This window comes from Nostoc sp. DedQUE08 (assembly GCF_034530895.1).
Lineage (GTDB): Bacteria > Cyanobacteriota > Cyanobacteriia > Cyanobacteriales > Nostocaceae > Nostoc.
Genome location: NZ_JAVRCD010000099.1, coordinates 1 through 17,836 on the forward strand (window position 1 = coordinate 1; position 17,836 = coordinate 17,836).

The following is a 17,836-nucleotide window of genomic DNA, read 5'->3' on the forward strand; positions in this document are numbered from 1 at the left end:
TTTTTTCTTTTAATCCTTTTATTCAGAATACTCGGAAAGTGACAGAAGAGGGATACTACGTAAAATCGTCCCTCTCCGAGTCGGAGAGGGAGAGAAATAAATTATCCAATCTTGTGGGGTGGGCGTCTCGCCCGCCCATAGCAAAGGGCGGACAAGATGTCCACCCCACAAGAAGTAGTTGAGTATTTTTTTATTTGTCAGTCCCTTAATTATCCCAAACCGAATAGTTTAGAAATCGCAGGCAATAATTTATTACCCGCTTCAACTAGCGAAGCAACAGCAGGTAAGCCGGTAAATATTCCTTTCAACATGGTGATTGCAGTTTTCGCCGTCTTCTGCTTAGTGGATTCTTGAGGATTTTTACCCGCTTCCGCCAAAGTCTTCACCTGTTCTAGCGCTTCGGTTTTGTCTTCTTCTGACAAATATGTGGATTGTACAATCGCATCTTGCAACTGCGACAATAATTCTTTGATTCCTGGTTTCTCGGCATCGGTTGCATCAGGTAACTGATTGAGGGCAATACTCACGTTACCGCTAATGGTTCCCAGATTAGCAATAGAATTATTGCCAGCGATACCGCTAACATTACTACTACCTTGAATATTAATGCCGCTGATATCTGACATGATGGTATTTCCTTGTGTATAAGATTTAGGCTGCCCAAGTGCAGTTGTAATCATATTTTTTAAATCACTAATATAACTATCTTTTTCTACCAGCAATAATTGCTGACTCTGCGATAAAGCTTTGAGTTGATTATAATCATCAAAATATTCTGCACGCAGTTGAGATTCATCACTCCCTTCAGCGGTTTTGGCTCTGAGCAAGATTTTATCATCGCCGCGTTTCTCCATTGCCACGATTTCTAACTCAGCTTCTGGATGGTTTTGGGCAAGGTTTTTGAAAGCAATGGCAACAGCACGGGGGTCAACGCCTTGATTATGGTAAAGGTCGAGGGTATCAAAAATTGGTTTGATAAAGTCGGCAAAGTCTCCATCCTCGAATACCTCTTGTTTATTATCAGGTTTGCGGAGGGGGTCGGGATCTTCTTTGGTGGGTAAGCGCATGAAGACATATTCACACCTCGCACCATGCAATTTAGTTGTATTTGTAATGCCCCAATCTTCAATATACGCGCCGGTGAGTGTTGCACCTGTTAAATCTGTGCCGTCTAGTTGCGTTTGCTTCAGCTTTGCTCTTGACAAATCGGCATCTTGCAAATTAGCTTCACTGAGGTCAGCGCCGATAAAGCTAGCATCTGCTAGGTTAGCTTCTTTTAAGTTGATACCTCGTAGGCTTTGACCATCAAAGTTTTTGTCCTGTCCCTGTCCTGTAACTAGCAATTGACGTACTTCTGAGTTTTGCAGATAAGTCAAACCAGGACAAACACGGTCAAGCATTTTGGCTTGATGCCAACAAGTATTAGCAAGTATAGTGTTTCGGAAATCTGTACTTTTCAGCATCGCAGCGGTGAAATTAGCATTAGTCAAGTTAGCGCCACAAAAACTTGTACCTTCTATTGCAGCAAAGGTAACAGCTATATTGCGAATCAAGGCGTATTTTCCATCTCCTTTCATTGCTCGCCAACCAATGTAAATGCTAAATAAGGCTACGGCAAAAGTTAAAGCTAAGGCTCCACTTATGATTGCGATTACTACTAGGATTTTGCCAGATGTGGGTCTGGCGAAGGATACAGCCACTGCTGAGGTCAAGGCTACAATTACGACTATTGCTCCGGTTACAGCTACAGTTTTAGTAAAAGCTGCTACGGTTACGGCAAAGGCTACGGCTACAATCACAACTACTGCAATAGTTAAGCCTCCAACTGCGGCTCCGGTAAAAACAGCTATAATTCCGCCTTTGGCAAAGGCAGCCACAGCTACAGTTAGAGTAAAGGCGAAAGGGAAGGCTTGTAAACCAGCCTCTACTCCTTGAACAATCGTTTTTAAAAAGAAGGCAATCAATAAGATTAAAGTAGTGAAGGCCGTAATCTGCTTTTCTAAGCTAAAGGCTTGGAATGTTAATGGCAAAAAATAATAAGTTAGATATGAGAAAAATCCTGAGAGTACTAAAAACAACAATGAGATAAGGGCTAGGTAAGTTATTTCCCAACGTCGTTGCAGTCCAGCTTTGGCATGACTGAAGTTTGCCCCTGTCAAGTTGGCGTTGGTGAAGTTTGCCCCTCGGATGTCGGCATAGCTAAAGTTGACACCCGCAAGGTCTTGTCCTTTGAAGTTGCGTCCTCGGAGATTTGGACAGGAGTTGTCTAAAGCCATGTTCCACTTTACGGAGGTGAGCAAATTTTACTACACGCTCACCCCTGTACATTCAGGAATGGTTAGATATATTTGTTAGTTGAGCTTAAAAGGTGCAACTTCGAGGATAAAAGGCGCAACTTCGAGCCTCAGAAGGTCAACGTCGAGCCTCAGAAGGTCAATGTTGAGCCTCAGAAGGTCAATGTTGAGCCTCAGAAGGTCAACGTCGAGCCTCAGAAGGTCAACGTCGAGCCTCAGAAGGTCATCGTTGAGCCTTAGAAGGTCAACGTCGAGCCTCAGAAGGTCAACGTCGAGCATCAAAGGCTCATTTATTGCACTTTTATATTAAAATGCGATGTGCGACTTAATATTCTGACCTCACTTCCATTCTTCTCTCCTAAAAGGAGAGAGGCTTTGATTTTTGCTCCCCTTCCCTACAAGGGAAGGGGTTGGGGGTTAGGTTCTTCGTCTAAGTTGGCAGCTAGATAACCGTGAGATACTGCACCGATAAAATCTGCAAGGGAATTGCTGCTTTGCGTGGGTGGGTTGGATGCTGGTGATAGAGTACCTGCAAGTTTTTGAACATACTGCAACACGTCTTTTAGGTGCTGCTCTGGCAGTTGTTCTATTGCGTCAAAGATGGCTTGTTTAGTTGTCATGGCAATAACTCAATGTCGCTTTCAGCTTTACTAGTAGCTCATCGAAGCGATGTATATCGGTAAGTGTGTGGTGTGTCCAAGTATTAATGTGGATATAGGCACTGCACAATAACTTACATTACAGGAAATACTAATGGAACGTTCGAAAATAATTGCCATTCTTACAGGTGCGATTTCGGTGATTTTAGCGATCGCCAATTCTAGGGCGATGTCTGACGACTAGCTGCCCTTAACATATAAAGGAAGGAGTAAATCGACGGTAAAAAACATTAGCTATAGAAATAACTATGGAATCAAAGCAAGATGACGTTACTATTCTTCAGGAAGCTGAGAAGCGTTTACGGCGACTGTCTCCAGAAAGGCTGCGGGTAGTGAGTGATTTTCTGGCCGATCTAGAAGAAAGAGAAGAAAATGAGGCGACGGCGGAACTTTTGAATGTCCCTGGTTTTGAGCAAGCTTTGCGTGAAGCTATGCAGGAAGCTGAGGCTGGGGAAGTGGTGTCATTTGACAGTATTCGTCGTCATGTATGAACTGGTACTGACTCGCAAAGCACAGAAGTTTTATCAAGAAGTAGATGCATCACTAGCCCAACGACTAAACCGTTGCTTTGACCAACTGCGAGAGAATGCTTACGAACATCCAAACATTAAGCGGCTCAAAGGTGATTTCGCGGGTCTTTTTCGCTATCGAGTTGGTGTCTGGCGAGTTGTTTATAAAGTGGATGAGGAACAGCAACTAATTACTATTTTACTGATAGCCCATCGGAGCGATGTATATCGGTAAGTGTGTGGTATGTCTAAACTATTAATGTGGATATACACACTGCACAACAACTTGCATTACAGGGAATACTGATGGAACGCTCGAAATTAATTGCTATTCTTACAGGTGCGATTTCGGTCATTTTAGCGATCGCCTACCTCATCGTAGTCCAACTCCTGGACTACCGAGACATGAAACCCGCCCCCATCAGCCAAGTTGACTCCCCACCTGCCATTACTATCTCTCACTGGCAGGTTGACAAAATCACCAAAATATAATTTACATTTATTCGATTTGTAGAGACGCAATCAATTGCGTCTCTTGTTATTTATATAAATTGATAAAACTAATGATAACTATTGATTCATCCCTGATTCGATACATAGATAAGAATAAATACCTATTATTTCTTGTTGAAATAGTTGATTATATAAGAAATAATTAGAGTTATTATCCTAAATTTATTTATTTAACTAATTCCATTTTGACAGATATAACGGTAAGCTGTTTCTAACAAAATTAAATAAACATAAATTTGTATGTTCTGCGTAGGCGTCGTCCGTCGTAGATCGTCGCTAGATTAACTGGGATCAACGCCAGTTGACTAAAAACCCATAATTTTTGATCCAAATCTTAGAGGTGAGTTGATGGCTCAGTTTCTACTAGAGACTGTTTGGCTAGTTCCGTGCTATGCCTTAATAGGTGGTTTGTTAGCCGTACCTTGGTCGCCAGGGATCATTCGGAAAACAGGGCCAAGACCGGCAGGTTATGTAAACTTGGTGATGACATTTTTGGCGTTGGTACATAGTGCGATCGCCTTACAAGCAACTTGGAATTACCCAGCCCAAGAAGTATTTATTCCTTGGTTATCTACGGCTGGTTTAGATTTAACTATTGCTTTGGATATATCCTCAGTCAGTATCAGCGCTTTGGTGGTGATTACTGGTATGAACTTTCTGGCGCAAATTTATGCGCTCGGCTACATGGAAATGGATTGGGGGTGGGGACGCTTCTATTCATTATTGGGATTATTTGAAGCGGGATTATGTGCCCTTGCTTTGTGTAATAACTTGTTCTTCAGCTATGTAATTCTGGAAGTCTTGACGCTGGGAACCTATCTACTAGTCGGCTTATGGTTTAGCCAGCCTTTGGTAGTTTCAGGTGCAAGAGACGCTTTCTTAACCAAGCGGGTGGGAGACTTATTCTTGCTAATAGGCGTGTTGGCATTATGGCCTTTAGCTGGAACTTGGAATTATACAGAATTAGCCGAATGGGCGGCTACTGCTAACGTCAACCCGACAACTATGGCACTGGTAAGTTTAGCTTTAATTGCTGGGCCTATGGGTAAATGTGCCCAATTTCCCCTGCATTTATGGCTAGATGAAGCGATGGAAGGCCCGGTTCCCAGTACGATTTTGCGGAACTCGGTAGTAGTAGCTAGTGGTGCATGGGTGCTGATTAAATTGCAACCGGTGTTAACCATCTCGCCCATAGCTTCTTCGGCGATGATTGCCATTGGTGCGGTGACAGCTGTGGGTGCTTCTTTAATTGCGATCGCTCAAATCGATATTAAACGCTGTCAATCTTATTCTGTCAGCGCATACATGGGTTTAGTATTCATTGCTGTGGGAGCGCAACAATACGAAGCGGCGCTATTATTAGTACTCACCCATGCCATATCCGCAGCTTTGTTGATAATGAGTACCGGGGGAATTATTTGGAATAGCATTACCCAAGATGTTACTCAATTAGGCGGATTGTGGAAGCGCCGCCCGATTTCTGCGATCGCTTTTATCGTCGGGACATTGGGATTAATTGGTTTTCCACCGTTGGGTAGCTTTTGGGCGCTGATGGAACTAGCAGATGGGTTATGGGAAACTCAACCTTGGTTAGTAGGAGTAGTTATTGCAGTAAATGCTTTAACAGCCGTGAGTTTAACCAGAGAATTCGCTTTAATTTTCGGCGGTAAACCTACACAAATGAGTCAGCGATCGCCTGAAGCTCACTGGCCAATGATTTTGCCAACCATGATTTTACTTGGTGTCAGTCTACATCTTCCTTTGGTGTTGCAAAGCTTATCACTTTTACCAGATTGGGTAAGCCTAAATAAAGATGTTGCACTGCTGTTAATTTGGTCGAGTATTTTCGGTTGTAGCATCACTGGCGTGATTTATTTAAGCAATATTCCCAAACCAATTCGCCTCCCTTGGAAAGGCTTGCAAGATTTGTTTGCATACGACTTTTACACCCCTAAACTCTATAAAATGACCATTATTTTTGGAGTTGCCAAAATTTCCCAACTTGCCGATATGATTGATCGGTTTGTAGTCGATGGCATTGTTAACTTCGTTGGTTTATTTTCGCTATTAGGTGGCGAAGGTCTGAAATACAGCACCTCTGGACAAACCCAATTTTATGCATTCACTGTTCTTCTAGGAGTGAGTCTTTTAGGAATGTGGGTAACTTGGCAATTTTGGGGAATGCAGTTTTTAAATTTGGTTTTTCAAATCTCGACAATTGGATAGCAGTAACTATCCTACTAAAAGTTAATAGTTTGATATTGTGAGGAGAATTTCATGAGCAGACAACATCCCCAAATCAATGTTTCTAGAAGAGGTTTATTGAAGTTTGGTGCAGGTGCGATCGGTACAGGTGTATTGACAGCCGGACTTAGTTCCAACTTACTTGCAGTCGAAACAAAATCAGCACCAGATGATCTTACACCTGACAAGGTATTGCAAGAATTATTAGATGGAAACGATCGGTTTGTTAAAGCAAGACGGCGCAATCCTAACCAAACTAAATCACGTTTAGTCGAAATTGCCAAAGGTCAAAAGCCCTTTGCTTCTATTCTAGGTTGTGCAGATTCACGGGTTCCTTCAGAGATTGTTTTTGACCAAGGACTTGGAGATTTATTTGTCTGCCGGATAGCTGGTAATATTGCCACAACACAGCAAATTGGTAGCTTAGAATTTGGTAGCTTAGTGTTAGGTACTAAAGTTATCATGGTTGTGGGACATGAAAGATGTGGTGCGGTAGAGGCGGCAATTAAAGGTGCTTCAGTGCCAGGGCGAATTGGAAGTTTGCTTGAAGCAATTAAACCAAGTGTAGAAAGCTCAAAAGATCAATCAGGAGATAAGTTAGAAAATGCTTGTAAAGCAAATATTTTGGCGCAAATTGAAACATTGAAATCATCGACAGTTTTATCTGAGTTAATCAAGGCAGAAAAACTGAAAATAGTCGGAGGTTATTACGATTTAGATAGTGGAAAAATCAGTCTAGTAAGTTAGCTTTTTTGTCCTTTGTCCTTTGTCATTAGTCATTAGTCATTGGCTAAGAGTAAGTCATAAAGCAATACAGTTCAGTTAAGCCTGAAAATTATACTGATGTATCTTGGATTGAACAACTTAGCTTGCTGTCTATTGCGTAGCGTCTCTAAAGGAGAAAAGTAAACCTACACAATCGGACTTTACTTGGGTAACGCTTATACTCAATCCAACCTACTATTCTCTTAACTAAAGCGTATTGAGTCATAAAGGACAAAGGACAAATGACAAATGACAAATGATAAATGACAAAGAACAAAGGACAAAATTCCCATGTTAAGTGTCTTGATTTGGCTCCCAATTTTTGTTGCTATTATCATAGCAATATTACCTGGAAGTATACCTAAGCATCGCATTCGTTTAATATCATTAATATTTTCGGGAATAGTTCTGTTCTGGAACCTGTTTATCTTGTTAAAATTTGATATCAGCAATCCAGGAATGCAATTTAAAGAGTATTTACCCTGGAATGAAACCCTTGGTTTGAGCTATCAAATAGGTGTTGATGGGCTTTCTATCTTGATGTTGGTGTTAAATAGCCTGCTCACCTGGATTGCTATTTACAGCAGTAGTCAAGAAACTGAACGTCCCCGGCTATTCTACTCCATGATTTTATTAGTTAGTGGAGGAGTTGCAGGTGCTTTTTTAGCAGAGAATTTGCTGCTATTTTTCCTATTTTACGAACTAGAATTAATCCCCTTCTATTTGCTAATTTCCATTTGGGGAGGGGCAAAACGGGGTTATGCTGGGATGAAATTCCTGATTTATACTGCTGTTTCAGGAGCCTTAATTCTGGCGACATTCTTGGGTATGGTATGGCTTAGTGGTTCTACCAATTTTGCTTTTGATGCAGTCTCTACAGAAAACCTCTCAACCACAAAGCAAATCCTTTTACTAGCAGGAATAGTATTAGGTTTTGGGATTAAAATTCCCTTAATTCCCTTCCATACTTGGCTACCCGATGCTTACGTTGAGGCTTCAGCACCAATTGCCATTCTTCTCGGTGGCGTGTTAGCAAAGCTGGGAACTTATGGATTGTTGCGATTTGGGTTGGGTATGTTTCCTCATGCTTGGAGTATTATTGCACCGACTCTAGCGATTTGGGGAGCAATCGGCGCTATTTATGGGGCAGTAATTGCGATCGCTCAAACAGATATCAAGCGCATGGTAGCATACAGTTCCGTCGGTCACATGGGCTATATTTTGTTAGCTGGTGCTGCTAGTACTCCCTTAGCACTCGTTGGTGCAGTCGCCCAAATGTTCAGCCACGGACTCATCTTGGCAATTCTCTTCCACTTGGTGGGAGTCGTGGAAGCCAAAGTTGGCACTCGCGAGTTAGATAAACTCAATGGTTTAATGAGTCCCATACGCGGTTTACCCCTAATTAGCGCCTTACTAGTTTTAAGCGGAATGGCTAGCGCAGGTATTCCCGGTTTAACAGGATTCATCGCGGAATTTATCGTCTTTCAAGGTAGTTTCTCTGCCTTCCCCATTCCAACAATTTTGTGTATAGTGGCTAGTGGATTAACCGCAGTTTATTTTCTCATCCTCCTCAATCGCACTTGTTTTGGCAGACTCGATAACTTCGCCTACTATCCCAAAGTTCTGTGGTCTGAAAAAATCCCCGCTTTAATTTTGGCAGCTTTCATCATCTTTTTAGGAGTACAACCCACTTGGTTAGTGCGTTGGAGTGAATCCACAACTACAACAATGGTGGCTGCAATTCCCCCCTTAGAAAAAACCGTAGTCTCCGAAGTTGCGCTGAAATAGTAAATAGATAAAAACACTTGTAGAGACGGCGATTTATCGCGTCTCAAAATCCATCCCACAGACGCGATAAATCGCGTCTCTACCAATTTACGATTACCATGACAGCAATTAAAACAGCAATTAAATTACCTCCTTCCACACACGAATTTGCCGAAGTAATTCACCGCTTAGAAGCTGGCGGTGCAATGTTACCCGATACTCCAGAAAATTTGATGCAAATCATCGGTTTATACAAAGCTTATGCTGTACCGATGGATTTCTACTGGCGTGACCTACTTTATATTGCCGAACGCGAATTTTTAAACCCGCTTCCCTTCTTTAAATACTTCTTACCCAAAGAGTATTTAGAACTGCATAATCATTATGCTGGTGATGATGCCGATTTACGAATTTGGCGCGGCGAAGCTACTGCACATCCAGAACTTTTGGCATTTATCGAAAAGGGTGAAACTTTCAAAATGCCGAAGTTGTTGCATCACTTGTTGCACGATCGCATTAACATGGAATTTGCGGAAGCTTGTATGCGGGCGATGTTGTGGCACAGAGGCATGGGTGGACAATTTGACCCTTACCTAGATTCTGAAGAATACAAAGCCAACGCCGACCGAGCAATTAAAGCTTACTTCCAAGGAAACCCCGTCATGCTGGGGCTTTACACGCTGTTCCCCGATATGTTTTTGGAACAGTGCCGCCAGATGTCATACTACGCTAATCTGGGCTTATTCTGGGAAATCATGGCCCCAGTATTCTTTGAAATGTCCGATCGCTATGACGAAGGTACCATTACCAGCGTCCCAGAGGCGATGAGCTTCATAGTTAATGGTATATTTGCGATCGCAGGTCGTCCGATTTACCATCACGTTTATATTCGTGGTGAATGCTACGAAATTATCCCCAAATCTAAGGGTTTCATGTGGTTATATGAAGCTGCATTACCATACGTAGAAGCAGTTTTCTACCGCACTTCACCCTTTAGAGGAACAAAATCTTATAATGCTCAAGCGCGTCAAGTGCCGGAAAACCAAAAGGACTTTCACTATGGCATTCTTTACGCTGATGTATTCCCAGTGGGTACTGCTGGCATTCCCCCAACATTATTAATGCAAGATATGTTGCATTTTTTACCACCCTATCTTGTGGATTACTACAGCCAACATTGCCGGGGTGAAGAAGATATGTTGATTCAGTTGGGAGTGAGTTTTCAACGTTCAATGTACTGTGTCACTTCTGCGGTAATTCAAGCCTTGCGAACTGCACTTTTATATCCATTAGATGACCAAAACCCCAAGCATTTACAAGCTAATCGAGACTTTTTTGAAATGCAGCTAAATCGCTTTACCCGTGCTGACTACAACATTCGTGATGCTGCTCGTTTAGGGAGCATTCAAAGTCAAGATTATCGCTAAGATATCTCCATCTAAAACCTTTGTAGAGACGTATCACTTCTACGTCTCTACATTCTTTTATTCCAGTTTGTGGAAATGCGATCGCTAATAATATAAAGTCAAGCTAAAAGCTATGAGTAATCTCAAATATAGCAACAGGCAAGGTGGTTAGGACATCAACAGACGATAAAACTTAGACACAAAAAGGCTTTTCACCCAGTCCCCAGTCCCTTGCTATACTTGCAATTTCATCGAGTGTAGCCCAAGAGTGAAGCAACCCAGCCAATGAAGGCGCTACCAAAGACTAACCATGCAGCATTGATGCGAAAGTGAATGGCTAAAATGGCACAGACGATCGCGATCGCCAAACCGAGAAAATCTACAAATGGGGCTTGTGGTAATGTTAAAGTTACTATCCCCAGTTGTAGAGTAGTCACAACCATTAAGGCTACAGCACTAACATTCACAGCATCCAAAAATGCTCTAGTCCAAGAAGAAGCTCGTAAGCGTGGAATTAGAGGATTCAGGGCAGCAACAAAAACAAAAGAAGGTAGAAAAATTCCAATGGTGGCAACAATTGCGCCAGGTATGCCAGCAATCACATAACCGATAAAGGTAGCAGTGGAAAGTACTGGCCCAGGGGTAAATTGACCAATTGCGATCGCATCTAATAACTGCTGTTGTGTCAGCCAGCCGTATTCTTGAACTAATCCCCCTTGCAAAAAAGCCACCAAAAGGTAGCCACCACCAAACAAGACACTACCGACTTTCAGAAAAAACCAACCCAATTGCCATAAAGAAACATTAGCTACAGTAGATGCAGCCGCTACCGATGTAGCAAGTACAGCCGATGCTTTCAAAGTTGCACCTGTACTGAGACTAGCAATCAGAAAGTTGGCTTTATCTCCTGGTTTATCATTTTTCTCGCCAGAATGTAACCAAACCATACCCAGCAATCCCCCAATTAATAGGGCAATTACTTCATTTAATTTGAATAACAATGTCAGCAATGCCACAGCGAAAGCGATTACTAGTAATTGGCGAGTTTTCACAGCCTTTTTGGCCAACCCCCACAGAGCATTGATGATGATTGCTAAAACGGCCGGTTTAATTCCATAAAGCAAAGGAGTAATTTGGGGTAGAGTACCGTAGGCAACATAAACCCAAGCAAACCCACCAGTAATTAGAACCGCAGGTAAGACGAAACACACGCCTGACACAATCAGCCCCAGCCATCCTGCATAGATGTATCCTATGTGGATAGCCATTTCTGTGGAATTTGGCCCAGGAATTAGGTTAGTTGCGCCCAACAGATCTAGAAAATGCTCCCTTGTCAACCACTGACGCCGCTTAACCACTTCATCTTCAATCATGGCAATATGGGCAACCGGGCCCCCAAAGCCGATGACGCCCAATTTAAAAAACAGGTTGGCGAGTTCACCCAAACGACTTGGTGCTGAGTTAGTCATTTTTGCTTGGCAATATACTTTTCAAGTAGGAATTGCTTAAGGTGAGGTTGTTCTAAATTTAAACCAAGCTCAAGAGCTTTCTGACTAATTTCCTCATAAGTCAGACCTTCACTAATCGCATTGGCAATCAAGGCGATACCACCAGCCCTTGCTCCAGCAGCACAGTGAATTAAAATTGGTTTGGGTAAGTTCTCAATTTCCTGAATTGCTAACTCTGTTTGCTCTTGATTTGCTTCTGAAGGCTTTAATGGCACATTAGCATATTGCAGTCCAGCCGCTTCAGCTTGCTGCTGTTCGTCGCTGAGAAAACCTGCTTCATCGGGAGAACGCAGGTTTAGCACTGACTTAAATCCCTCTTGGGCTGCCTGTTTTAACTCCTCAGAATTTAGTTGGGGAGCAGCGCTCAAGTCGTCACTAACTTTTTTAGTGTTGCTCATAATCTTTAAAAGCACTATTCCGATAGCTTTATCGTAGTTTATTATGTAGATTATTTATAGAGCAATTTTTGTAGAGTGGTTGAGGCTAAAATGCAAATGCCTTGACCAAGGAAAGAATACTCACGCAAAGCAGCTTCTATTTTTTGAATGACATGAAAATCACGGTTTTCCCGCAGCATCAATTTCCCCAGTCTAGCCATCAGTCGTTTTAGTACTAGCACTACTATATAAATAATCGATCGCTTCAACGAAATAATCAGATTTAAAAGGCTGCGATCGCTCTGCTTAGATTTAAAAAGCCCTGATAAAAGTTCAGGGCTTTGCTTTATATACGGTTTATTAAATACCAGCCTAAAATTTTTGCTGGCGCTTTTCTATAGAAATAATTATCCCTGAATCGCTTGCTTAAAGATAGCGGAGAACTACCCATTTTTTACCTGGGTAGCTATTTAATAAAGTCTTTAGATTTGTATATATCTCTACTGTGCGATCGCTTCTTGGTAAAATTCCCTTATCTTTAAGGCTGAACTTCGCGCAGCCGACGTTCCAGAAAGCGACGTTCGCTGTCATTAGTAACCAGCATGAGCGCGATCGCGTAGCTCTCTGCGGCTGATGCTGAGGCTCCGATGCGGCGCAGCATCTCGGCACGGGTGGCGTGAAATAGATGATAGTCATTAAGTTGAGGGGCAAGCCCATCAATCAGTCCGAGAGCCGTCTGAGGACTTTCTATCATTGAGATCGCCACCGCCCGATTCAGCGAAACAATCGGTGAGGGCTGCAAACGTTCGAGTAAATCGTAGAGGCGAACAATTTGTAACCAGTCCGTTTCTTTTGCTTGTGCTGCCTGACAATGTAGTGCCGCGATCGCTGCTTGCACTGCAAACGAACCAATTTCGCCCCGCAATGCCTCTTCAACGAGCGGTAGCGCCTCAGCAATCTGCTGTTGATTCCAGCGACTACGATTCTGATCTTCGAGCAACACCAGATCGCCTGCCTCATCCAAACGGGCATCGCGTCGGGAGTCGTGCAGTAACATCAGCGCCAGCAGTGCAGTCACTTCTGAGGGCGGTTGCGGTGCCATCAACGTCCTCAGGAGACGACCCAGCCGAATCGCTTCTGTGCAGAGGTCAGCCCTCATCATCGTCTCGCCCCTAGTCGTCGCGTAGCCCTCATTGAAAATCAAATAGATCGCCGTCAGCACTGCGTCTACTCGCACAGACAGATCGGTTGTGTCCGGCACTTTATAGGGAATACCTGCATCCCGAATCTTGCGTTTGGCGCGTACCAGTCGTTGCGCCATCGTTGCCGTGGGCACGAGAAACGCCCGCGCAATTTCATCTGTTTCAAGTCCGCCCAGCAACCGCAGCGTCAAAGCAACCTGTGCCTCGATCGCTAGTGCTGGGTGGCAGCAAGTAAAGATCAGCCGCAGCCGATCGTCTGGAATTTCGTCTGTATCGTAAGTTGGCTCCTCGCGGGTTGGGATTAACCCGGAGGCGGCGTACCATTCCAATTTTTCCGTCAGCCGTGTCCGCCGTCGGAGGCGATCGATGGCTTTGTATCGGGCTGTTTTGACGATCCACGCACGGGGGAGATCGGGCACGCCGCTAGACTGCCATTGATTCACGGCAGCGATAAAGGCTTCCTGTGCTGCTTCTTCAGCCACATCGAAATCTCCCACCAAGCGGATGAGGATGGCGACGATCCGCCCCCATTCAGCCTGGTAAAGGGAGGCGATCGCTTGGTTTACGTCTGTTTTTGCGTTTGGGATCATACCTGAATTAAAGGAGGCAGGAGGCAGGAGGTCACTGAGCGTAGTCGAAGTGGGGCAGGGGGCAGTTTTTCTCTTTTCTTCGATAAAAATTTTTGGCGAGGTGTCGATTTGAGATAGCACCGTTCGACTGTACTAACAAAGGGAAACAAGGGAGGTATACCCAGATCGTACTAAACGATAAAAATTTTTGGTGGAGTGTCGATTTGAGTCAGCACCGTTCGACTTACTAACAAAGGGAAGTAACAACGGGAAATAAAGGAGGCAACCTGATGAAATATTTGCTACTGATTTACCTGGAGGAAAATGCCCTGAGCCAAACTGAACGGGAACATTGTTATGTTGAATCCGCACAACTGGCACAACAACTCAACTCGAAGGGGCAGTATCTCGCAACCGCCCCACTCCACCCTGTGGCAACTGCAACCAGCGTTCGGGTGCGCGAGGGCAAACCATTAATAACTGACGGGCCGTTTGCAGAAACTCGCGAACAATTAGGCGGTTTTTTTCTGATTAATGCTCAGGATCTCGACGAAGCGATCGCGATCGCCGCGCGGATTCCAGGCGCGCACGTCGGCACTGTTGAAATTCGACCTGTGATTGAAGTTGCAGGTTTGCCAGAGAATTCGTAACTGCACTCAACCTCAACCCAAAAGGAGAGATGACGATGACAACCAAAAACGCGATCGCCACTAATGAAGTTCAGGTTCGCCAACTAATTGCCGAGCAACAACGTGCTATCTGCGCCAAGGATGTTGAGCAAATCATGTCCCACTATGCCAACGAGATTATCGTCTTCGATGTTAAACCTCCTTTCCAAACCCAAGGAAAAGATGCTTGGCGTCAAGTGTGGAAAGAATGTTTGCCTTACTTCCCCGACACCTTTGAGATTGAAACACGAGACCTGAAGATTACCGCCAGTGAAGACTTAGCAGTTGCACATTGGCTATTTCGCTTCACAGGAAGCCAAGACCATCCAGCAATGCAGACCTGGATGCGCGTCACCTCTGTCTGCCAGAAAAATCAAGGCGAATGGCAGATATTACACGAACATCTCTCGGTTCCATTCGATCCAGAGACTTCTCAAGCTGTATTCACGCTCAACCCATAGGCTAATCTACTGAGTCAACGCCATGAAACCCAATCCTTATCTTATGTTCAACGGTAACTGTGAAGCCGCGTTCAAGTTCTACGAACACTGTCTTGGTGGCAAAATTGTCATGATGATGACCCACGGGGATGCACCCTCAGCCGAGCATATACCTGCCGAATGGCATGACAAAATCATGCACGTCTGCCTCGATCTGGGCGATCGCCTCTTGATGGGGTCTGACAGTCCGCCTGGATATTTTGAAACACCCCAAGGCTTTTCCGTGCAAATCAGCGTTGACGAGCCAGCGGAGGCAGAACGCATCTTTCATACCTTAGCAGAAAACGGAAAAGTGAAGATGCCGATCGATCAAACCTTTTGGTCTGTCCGCTTTGGTATGTTGGTCGATCGATTCGGCATTCCCTGGATGGTCAACTGCCAGAAAACTGCTTGATATCATGTCCGGGTAATTAGTTGTGATTCCCATAGTCATTGCACCCCACCCCCAGCCCCTCCCCGCCGGCGGGGAGGGGAGACAAAGCATAGCTTTGGCGGGGTGGGGTTCTTGGGGTTTAGTAAGTAATCAAGCGAACATGATATGACTTGTGGGGAGGTGCTTATGGGCATCTTCCCTGTAAAACCTCAGCGCTTTTTCGCCGATCTTTCACTGTGCAATAATTCAAAAGAAGAATTCATGAGTACTCAAATTTTTGTTAATCTGCCAGTTAAAAACCTCAATCAATCGATCGAGTTCTTTACTCAACTCGGCTTTGAGTTTAATTCTCAATTCACTGACGAAACTTCCACTTGTATGATTGTGTCCGAAAACATTTTCGTCATGCTCTTGACTCATGAAAAGTTTAAGACGTTTACTCCCAAAGAAATTTGTGATGCCACAAAAAGCACAGAAGTGCTTGTGTGTTTATCTTCTGATAGCCGAGAACAAGTTGATGAAATGATTCGCAAGGCTGTCGCTGCTGGTGGAACAACCTACAATGAACCGCAAGATCACGGTTTTATGTATGGACATGGATTTGCTGACTTAGATGGCCACATTTGGGAAATTATCTACATGGAGCCAAGCGCAATAAATCAAGGTTGATTGCAGACATTTAAATAATACTGCAAGGCAAAATTACAAATTACAGCTATTTATCAAGTAAATAGACCACGCGGTAGGGGTGCAAGGCCTTGCGCCTCTACACAAGTGTGGTTCAAATACATGAAAACTGCTGTAATACACAAATGCAAATACTCCTACCTTCTTCAAATAGCTCTTTGCGGCAGATGTCGTCCATCAAACCCTTGCTTAATCCAATTCAGACATTCATATTCAGATTTGAATAACTTTGGAGCTGCAATATTATTTAATAACTCTGGTGGATAATGGTCATAAAAATATTTGTCTCCTTCTTGGAAGATGATAATCAAATTGTTCCGATAAACATAGCGAGACTTAAAACTATCCCCCCGATGAACAAACTCGGAATTTTGATCGATATGGTCTTTAGCAATATCAATAATGTTACTAACGCCACTTCCATAGATTCTTGCTGGATTTTCTGCTTTATGAAATTGGCTTTTGTGTCCAATTTCAGATAACAATTTATACGAATAAATTTCGTAATTATCCGCTTTGCCAAAAACAAATGGAATTATGAGATATCCTTTATATGAAACTGAATTTTCATAAAGAAGACGACTCATCTCAACCTCCTTTGGTAGAACTGCTCTGAAAGTTTTTTCTTTAACAGAAAAGTATTACAACCCCAATTATCTACTAAATAGGATTACCATAAACTGAGTTGATTGGGGGGATGCTCAAGATTATTCCAAGGTAGGGGTGGAACTGGTGTGCCATTCTGTTCCAATAGCTGTTGGAAGTGACGGGCTGTATTGGGCGATCGCGCTTCTATTGGACAATGGACAAAGAAATAAATTCGCACTCCCATCTGTAACCATTGCTGAATCTGCCTTACCCACTCTTCCATAAATGGCTGATTCACTGATAAATTCGGATGAGAAATAAATCGAATCAGAGTAAAAGGTGCTGTCACACTCAATTGCAACGGTAATTTAGGTTTGCGCCGTTCCGATTGCAATTGGGGGTCATCATCTCCAGTGTAAATGGGGCGCGAGTCTAACAGTACTCGTCCGACACCTAAATTTTCTAAAAGCGCCGTCAAATTACTAGCATGGGGTTCCTTGAACCAGTCGGGATGCCGAACTTCCACTGCTAGGGGTGCTTCTGTACGCGGCCAAGCTTTCAGAAAGTTGGACAAATCATCAAGTAATGCAGGTGCATAGCCCGGTGGTAACTGGGCAAACATTGGGCCAAGATGTTTACCTAAAGGGCGCATCGCCTCCAGAAATTTTAAAGCAGCTGGTATATAAGGTTTCAGCAATCCTTGATGGGTAATATCTCGCGGTAATTTTAGACAAAATTCAAAATTTGTTGGTGTTTCGGCAGCCCAACGAGTTACAGTTTCTTGGTTAGGCACGGCATAAAAGGTCGTGTTACCTTCTACAGTGGTGAAGCGACGACTATAGACATGGAGAAAATCAGCAGTGCGAGTACCTTGGGGATAGAGTTCGCCTACCCAACCTTTATATGCCCAAACAGCACAACCGATAAAAAAGTTCACAATGCCTAAAAGCCTTGATGTATCATATTCAATTTTACACGCAGGTTGTAGGGATTGATAAAGCTAAGTCAAATTACCGACTTGTGAAAAAAAATCATAGATTTTTTATCAAAATGCTTAATTGCTTTCTCATTTCGGTAAATTCAGCAAGCAAAAAGGCACATTGCTTTCTCAAAATGCTTGATTGCTTTCTCATTTCGGTAAATTCAGCAAGCAAAAAGACATATTGCTTTCTCAAAATGCTTGATTGCTTTCTCATTTCGGTAGATT

At 43.4% G+C, this 17,836-nt stretch carries 19 protein-coding genes; 11 read left to right on the forward strand and 8 right to left on the reverse strand.

What is annotated here, in order from left to right; translation table 11 throughout:
• Nucleotides 1-209: 209 nt before the first annotated feature.
• The 3 genes from RMY64_RS35030 to RMY64_RS35040 form a co-directional block, all read right to left on the reverse strand.
• Nucleotides 210-2,276: a pentapeptide repeat-containing protein gene (locus tag RMY64_RS35030; RefSeq protein WP_322674483.1), complete on the reverse strand. Its 2,067-nt coding sequence runs from the start codon at nucleotides 2,274-2,276 to the stop codon at nucleotides 210-212.
• Nucleotides 2,277-2,351: 75 nt separating this feature from the next.
• Nucleotides 2,352-2,573, reverse strand: coding sequence for a hypothetical protein (locus RMY64_RS35035; RefSeq protein WP_322674482.1), 222 nt, complete (start codon nucleotides 2,571-2,573; stop codon nucleotides 2,352-2,354).
• Nucleotides 2,574-2,689: 116 nt separating this feature from the next.
• Nucleotides 2,690-2,914 (reverse strand): hypothetical protein, encoded by a 225-nt coding sequence (locus tag RMY64_RS35040; RefSeq protein ID WP_322674481.1) that lies wholly within the window; start codon nucleotides 2,912-2,914, stop codon nucleotides 2,690-2,692.
• A 287-nt stretch (nucleotides 2,915-3,201) separates the two neighbouring features.
• Here RMY64_RS35040 and RMY64_RS35045 point away from each other — a divergent pair, with 287 nt between their 5' ends.
• From RMY64_RS35045 to RMY64_RS35075, 7 genes are all read left to right on the forward strand, one after another.
• On the forward strand, nucleotides 3,202-3,444 hold the full coding sequence (locus RMY64_RS35045; RefSeq protein ID WP_322674480.1) for a hypothetical protein: 243 nt from the start codon (nucleotides 3,202-3,204) through the stop codon (nucleotides 3,442-3,444).
• A complete protein-coding gene (locus tag RMY64_RS35050; RefSeq protein ID WP_322674479.1) occupies nucleotides 3,437-3,697 on the forward strand; it encodes a type II toxin-antitoxin system RelE/ParE family toxin in 261 nt (86 codons plus the stop codon). The genes RMY64_RS35045 and RMY64_RS35050 overlap by 8 nt, the downstream gene beginning before the upstream one ends.
• Nucleotides 3,698-3,768: 71 nt before the next feature.
• On the forward strand, nucleotides 3,769-3,954 hold the full coding sequence (locus RMY64_RS35055) for a hypothetical protein (protein WP_322674485.1): 186 nt from the start codon (nucleotides 3,769-3,771) through the stop codon (nucleotides 3,952-3,954).
• 369 nt (nucleotides 3,955-4,323) lie between these two features.
• Nucleotides 4,324-6,201 (forward strand): NAD(P)H-quinone oxidoreductase subunit F, encoded by a 1,878-nt coding sequence (locus RMY64_RS35060; protein WP_322674478.1) that lies wholly within the window; start codon nucleotides 4,324-4,326, stop codon nucleotides 6,199-6,201.
• A gap of 51 nt (nucleotides 6,202-6,252) precedes the next feature.
• On the forward strand, nucleotides 6,253-6,966 hold the full coding sequence (locus RMY64_RS35065) for a carbonic anhydrase (RefSeq protein WP_322674477.1): 714 nt from the start codon (nucleotides 6,253-6,255) through the stop codon (nucleotides 6,964-6,966).
• A gap of 309 nt (nucleotides 6,967-7,275) precedes the next feature.
• Nucleotides 7,276-8,772 (forward strand): NADH-quinone oxidoreductase subunit M, encoded by a 1,497-nt coding sequence (locus tag RMY64_RS35070; protein ID WP_322674476.1) that lies wholly within the window; start codon nucleotides 7,276-7,278, stop codon nucleotides 8,770-8,772.
• A gap of 98 nt (nucleotides 8,773-8,870) precedes the next feature.
• On the forward strand, nucleotides 8,871-10,178 hold the full coding sequence (locus tag RMY64_RS35075; protein ID WP_322684434.1) for a CO2 hydration protein: 1,308 nt from the start codon (nucleotides 8,871-8,873) through the stop codon (nucleotides 10,176-10,178).
• A 227-nt stretch (nucleotides 10,179-10,405) separates the two neighbouring features.
• Here the strand turns inward: RMY64_RS35075 and chrA are convergent, their stop codons facing one another.
• From chrA to RMY64_RS35090, 3 genes are all read right to left on the reverse strand, one after another.
• Nucleotides 10,406-11,626, reverse strand: coding sequence for a chromate efflux transporter (chrA, locus tag RMY64_RS35080; protein WP_322702493.1), 1,221 nt, complete (start codon nucleotides 11,624-11,626; stop codon nucleotides 10,406-10,408).
• Nucleotides 11,623-12,063: a beta-lactamase hydrolase domain-containing protein gene (locus tag RMY64_RS35085; RefSeq protein ID WP_322674473.1), complete on the reverse strand. Its 441-nt coding sequence runs from the start codon at nucleotides 12,061-12,063 to the stop codon at nucleotides 11,623-11,625. Before RMY64_RS35085 ends, chrA begins: the two co-directional genes overlap by 4 nt.
• A 517-nt stretch (nucleotides 12,064-12,580) precedes the next feature.
• Entirely contained in the window at nucleotides 12,581-13,834 is a 1,254-nt protein-coding gene (locus RMY64_RS35090) for an RNA polymerase sigma factor (RefSeq protein WP_322702498.1), read from the reverse strand.
• Between the two features lie 269 nt (nucleotides 13,835-14,103).
• On the opposite strand from RMY64_RS35090, the gene RMY64_RS35095 reads away from it, so the two are divergent.
• From RMY64_RS35095 to RMY64_RS35110, 4 genes are all read left to right on the forward strand, one after another.
• The gene (locus RMY64_RS35095) at nucleotides 14,104-14,463 is read left to right on the forward strand and encodes a YciI family protein (RefSeq protein WP_322690368.1); all 360 of its coding nucleotides are present in this window, start codon (nucleotides 14,104-14,106) and stop codon (nucleotides 14,461-14,463) included.
• 35 nt (nucleotides 14,464-14,498) lie between these two features.
• Nucleotides 14,499-14,942, forward strand: coding sequence for a YybH family protein (locus RMY64_RS35100; protein ID WP_322702494.1), 444 nt, complete (start codon nucleotides 14,499-14,501; stop codon nucleotides 14,940-14,942).
• Nucleotides 14,943-14,985: 43 nt separating this feature from the next.
• Nucleotides 14,986-15,375 carry a VOC family protein gene (locus tag RMY64_RS35105; protein ID WP_322702499.1) on the forward strand — a complete coding sequence of 130 codons (390 nt, stop codon included), beginning with the start codon at nucleotides 14,986-14,988 and terminating at the stop codon, nucleotides 15,373-15,375.
• Between the two features lie 240 nt (nucleotides 15,376-15,615).
• The gene (locus RMY64_RS35110) at nucleotides 15,616-16,023 is read left to right on the forward strand and encodes a VOC family protein (protein WP_322702495.1); all 408 of its coding nucleotides are present in this window, start codon (nucleotides 15,616-15,618) and stop codon (nucleotides 16,021-16,023) included.
• 164 nt (nucleotides 16,024-16,187) lie between these two features.
• On the opposite strand, the gene RMY64_RS35115 is transcribed toward RMY64_RS35110, so the two are convergent.
• Together RMY64_RS35115 and RMY64_RS35120 are read right to left on the reverse strand one after the other, a co-directional pair.
• Nucleotides 16,188-16,628, reverse strand: coding sequence for a hypothetical protein (locus RMY64_RS35115; protein ID WP_322702496.1), 441 nt, complete (start codon nucleotides 16,626-16,628; stop codon nucleotides 16,188-16,190).
• An 83-nt stretch (nucleotides 16,629-16,711) separates the two neighbouring features.
• Nucleotides 16,712-17,566, reverse strand: coding sequence for a DUF72 domain-containing protein (locus tag RMY64_RS35120; protein WP_322702497.1), 855 nt, complete (start codon nucleotides 17,564-17,566; stop codon nucleotides 16,712-16,714).
• Nucleotides 17,567-17,836: the final 270 nt, after the last annotated feature.

Bases quoted from the DNA above. Each gene is read 5' to 3' on its own strand.
- RMY64_RS35030 (WP_322674483.1), bottom strand. From the start codon at position 2,276: ATGGCTTTAGACAACTCCTGTCCAAATCTCCGAGGACGCAACTTCAAA.
- RMY64_RS35035 (WP_322674482.1), bottom strand. From the start codon at position 2,573: ATGCTCGACGTTGACCTTCTGAGGCTCGACGTTGACCTTCTAAGGCTC.
- RMY64_RS35040 (WP_322674481.1), bottom strand. From the start codon at position 2,914: ATGACAACTAAACAAGCCATCTTTGACGCAATAGAACAACTGCCAGAG.
- RMY64_RS35045 (WP_322674480.1), top strand. From the start codon at position 3,202: ATGGAATCAAAGCAAGATGACGTTACTATTCTTCAGGAAGCTGAGAAG.
- RMY64_RS35050 (WP_322674479.1), top strand. From the start codon at position 3,437: ATGTATGAACTGGTACTGACTCGCAAAGCACAGAAGTTTTATCAAGAA.
- RMY64_RS35055 (WP_322674485.1), top strand. From the start codon at position 3,769: ATGGAACGCTCGAAATTAATTGCTATTCTTACAGGTGCGATTTCGGTC.
- RMY64_RS35060 (WP_322674478.1), top strand. From the start codon at position 4,324: ATGGCTCAGTTTCTACTAGAGACTGTTTGGCTAGTTCCGTGCTATGCC.
- RMY64_RS35065 (WP_322674477.1), top strand. From the start codon at position 6,253: ATGAGCAGACAACATCCCCAAATCAATGTTTCTAGAAGAGGTTTATTG.
- RMY64_RS35070 (WP_322674476.1), top strand. From the start codon at position 7,276: ATGTTAAGTGTCTTGATTTGGCTCCCAATTTTTGTTGCTATTATCATA.
- RMY64_RS35075 (WP_322684434.1), top strand. From the start codon at position 8,871: ATGACAGCAATTAAAACAGCAATTAAATTACCTCCTTCCACACACGAA.
- chrA (WP_322702493.1), bottom strand. From the start codon at position 11,626: ATGACTAACTCAGCACCAAGTCGTTTGGGTGAACTCGCCAACCTGTTT.
- RMY64_RS35085 (WP_322674473.1), bottom strand. From the start codon at position 12,063: ATGAGCAACACTAAAAAAGTTAGTGACGACTTGAGCGCTGCTCCCCAA.
- RMY64_RS35090 (WP_322702498.1), bottom strand. From the start codon at position 13,834: ATGATCCCAAACGCAAAAACAGACGTAAACCAAGCGATCGCCTCCCTT.
- RMY64_RS35095 (WP_322690368.1), top strand. From the start codon at position 14,104: ATGAAATATTTGCTACTGATTTACCTGGAGGAAAATGCCCTGAGCCAA.
- RMY64_RS35100 (WP_322702494.1), top strand. From the start codon at position 14,499: ATGACAACCAAAAACGCGATCGCCACTAATGAAGTTCAGGTTCGCCAA.
- RMY64_RS35105 (WP_322702499.1), top strand. From the start codon at position 14,986: ATGTTCAACGGTAACTGTGAAGCCGCGTTCAAGTTCTACGAACACTGT.
- RMY64_RS35110 (WP_322702495.1), top strand. From the start codon at position 15,616: ATGAGTACTCAAATTTTTGTTAATCTGCCAGTTAAAAACCTCAATCAA.
- RMY64_RS35115 (WP_322702496.1), bottom strand. From the start codon at position 16,628: ATGAGTCGTCTTCTTTATGAAAATTCAGTTTCATATAAAGGATATCTC.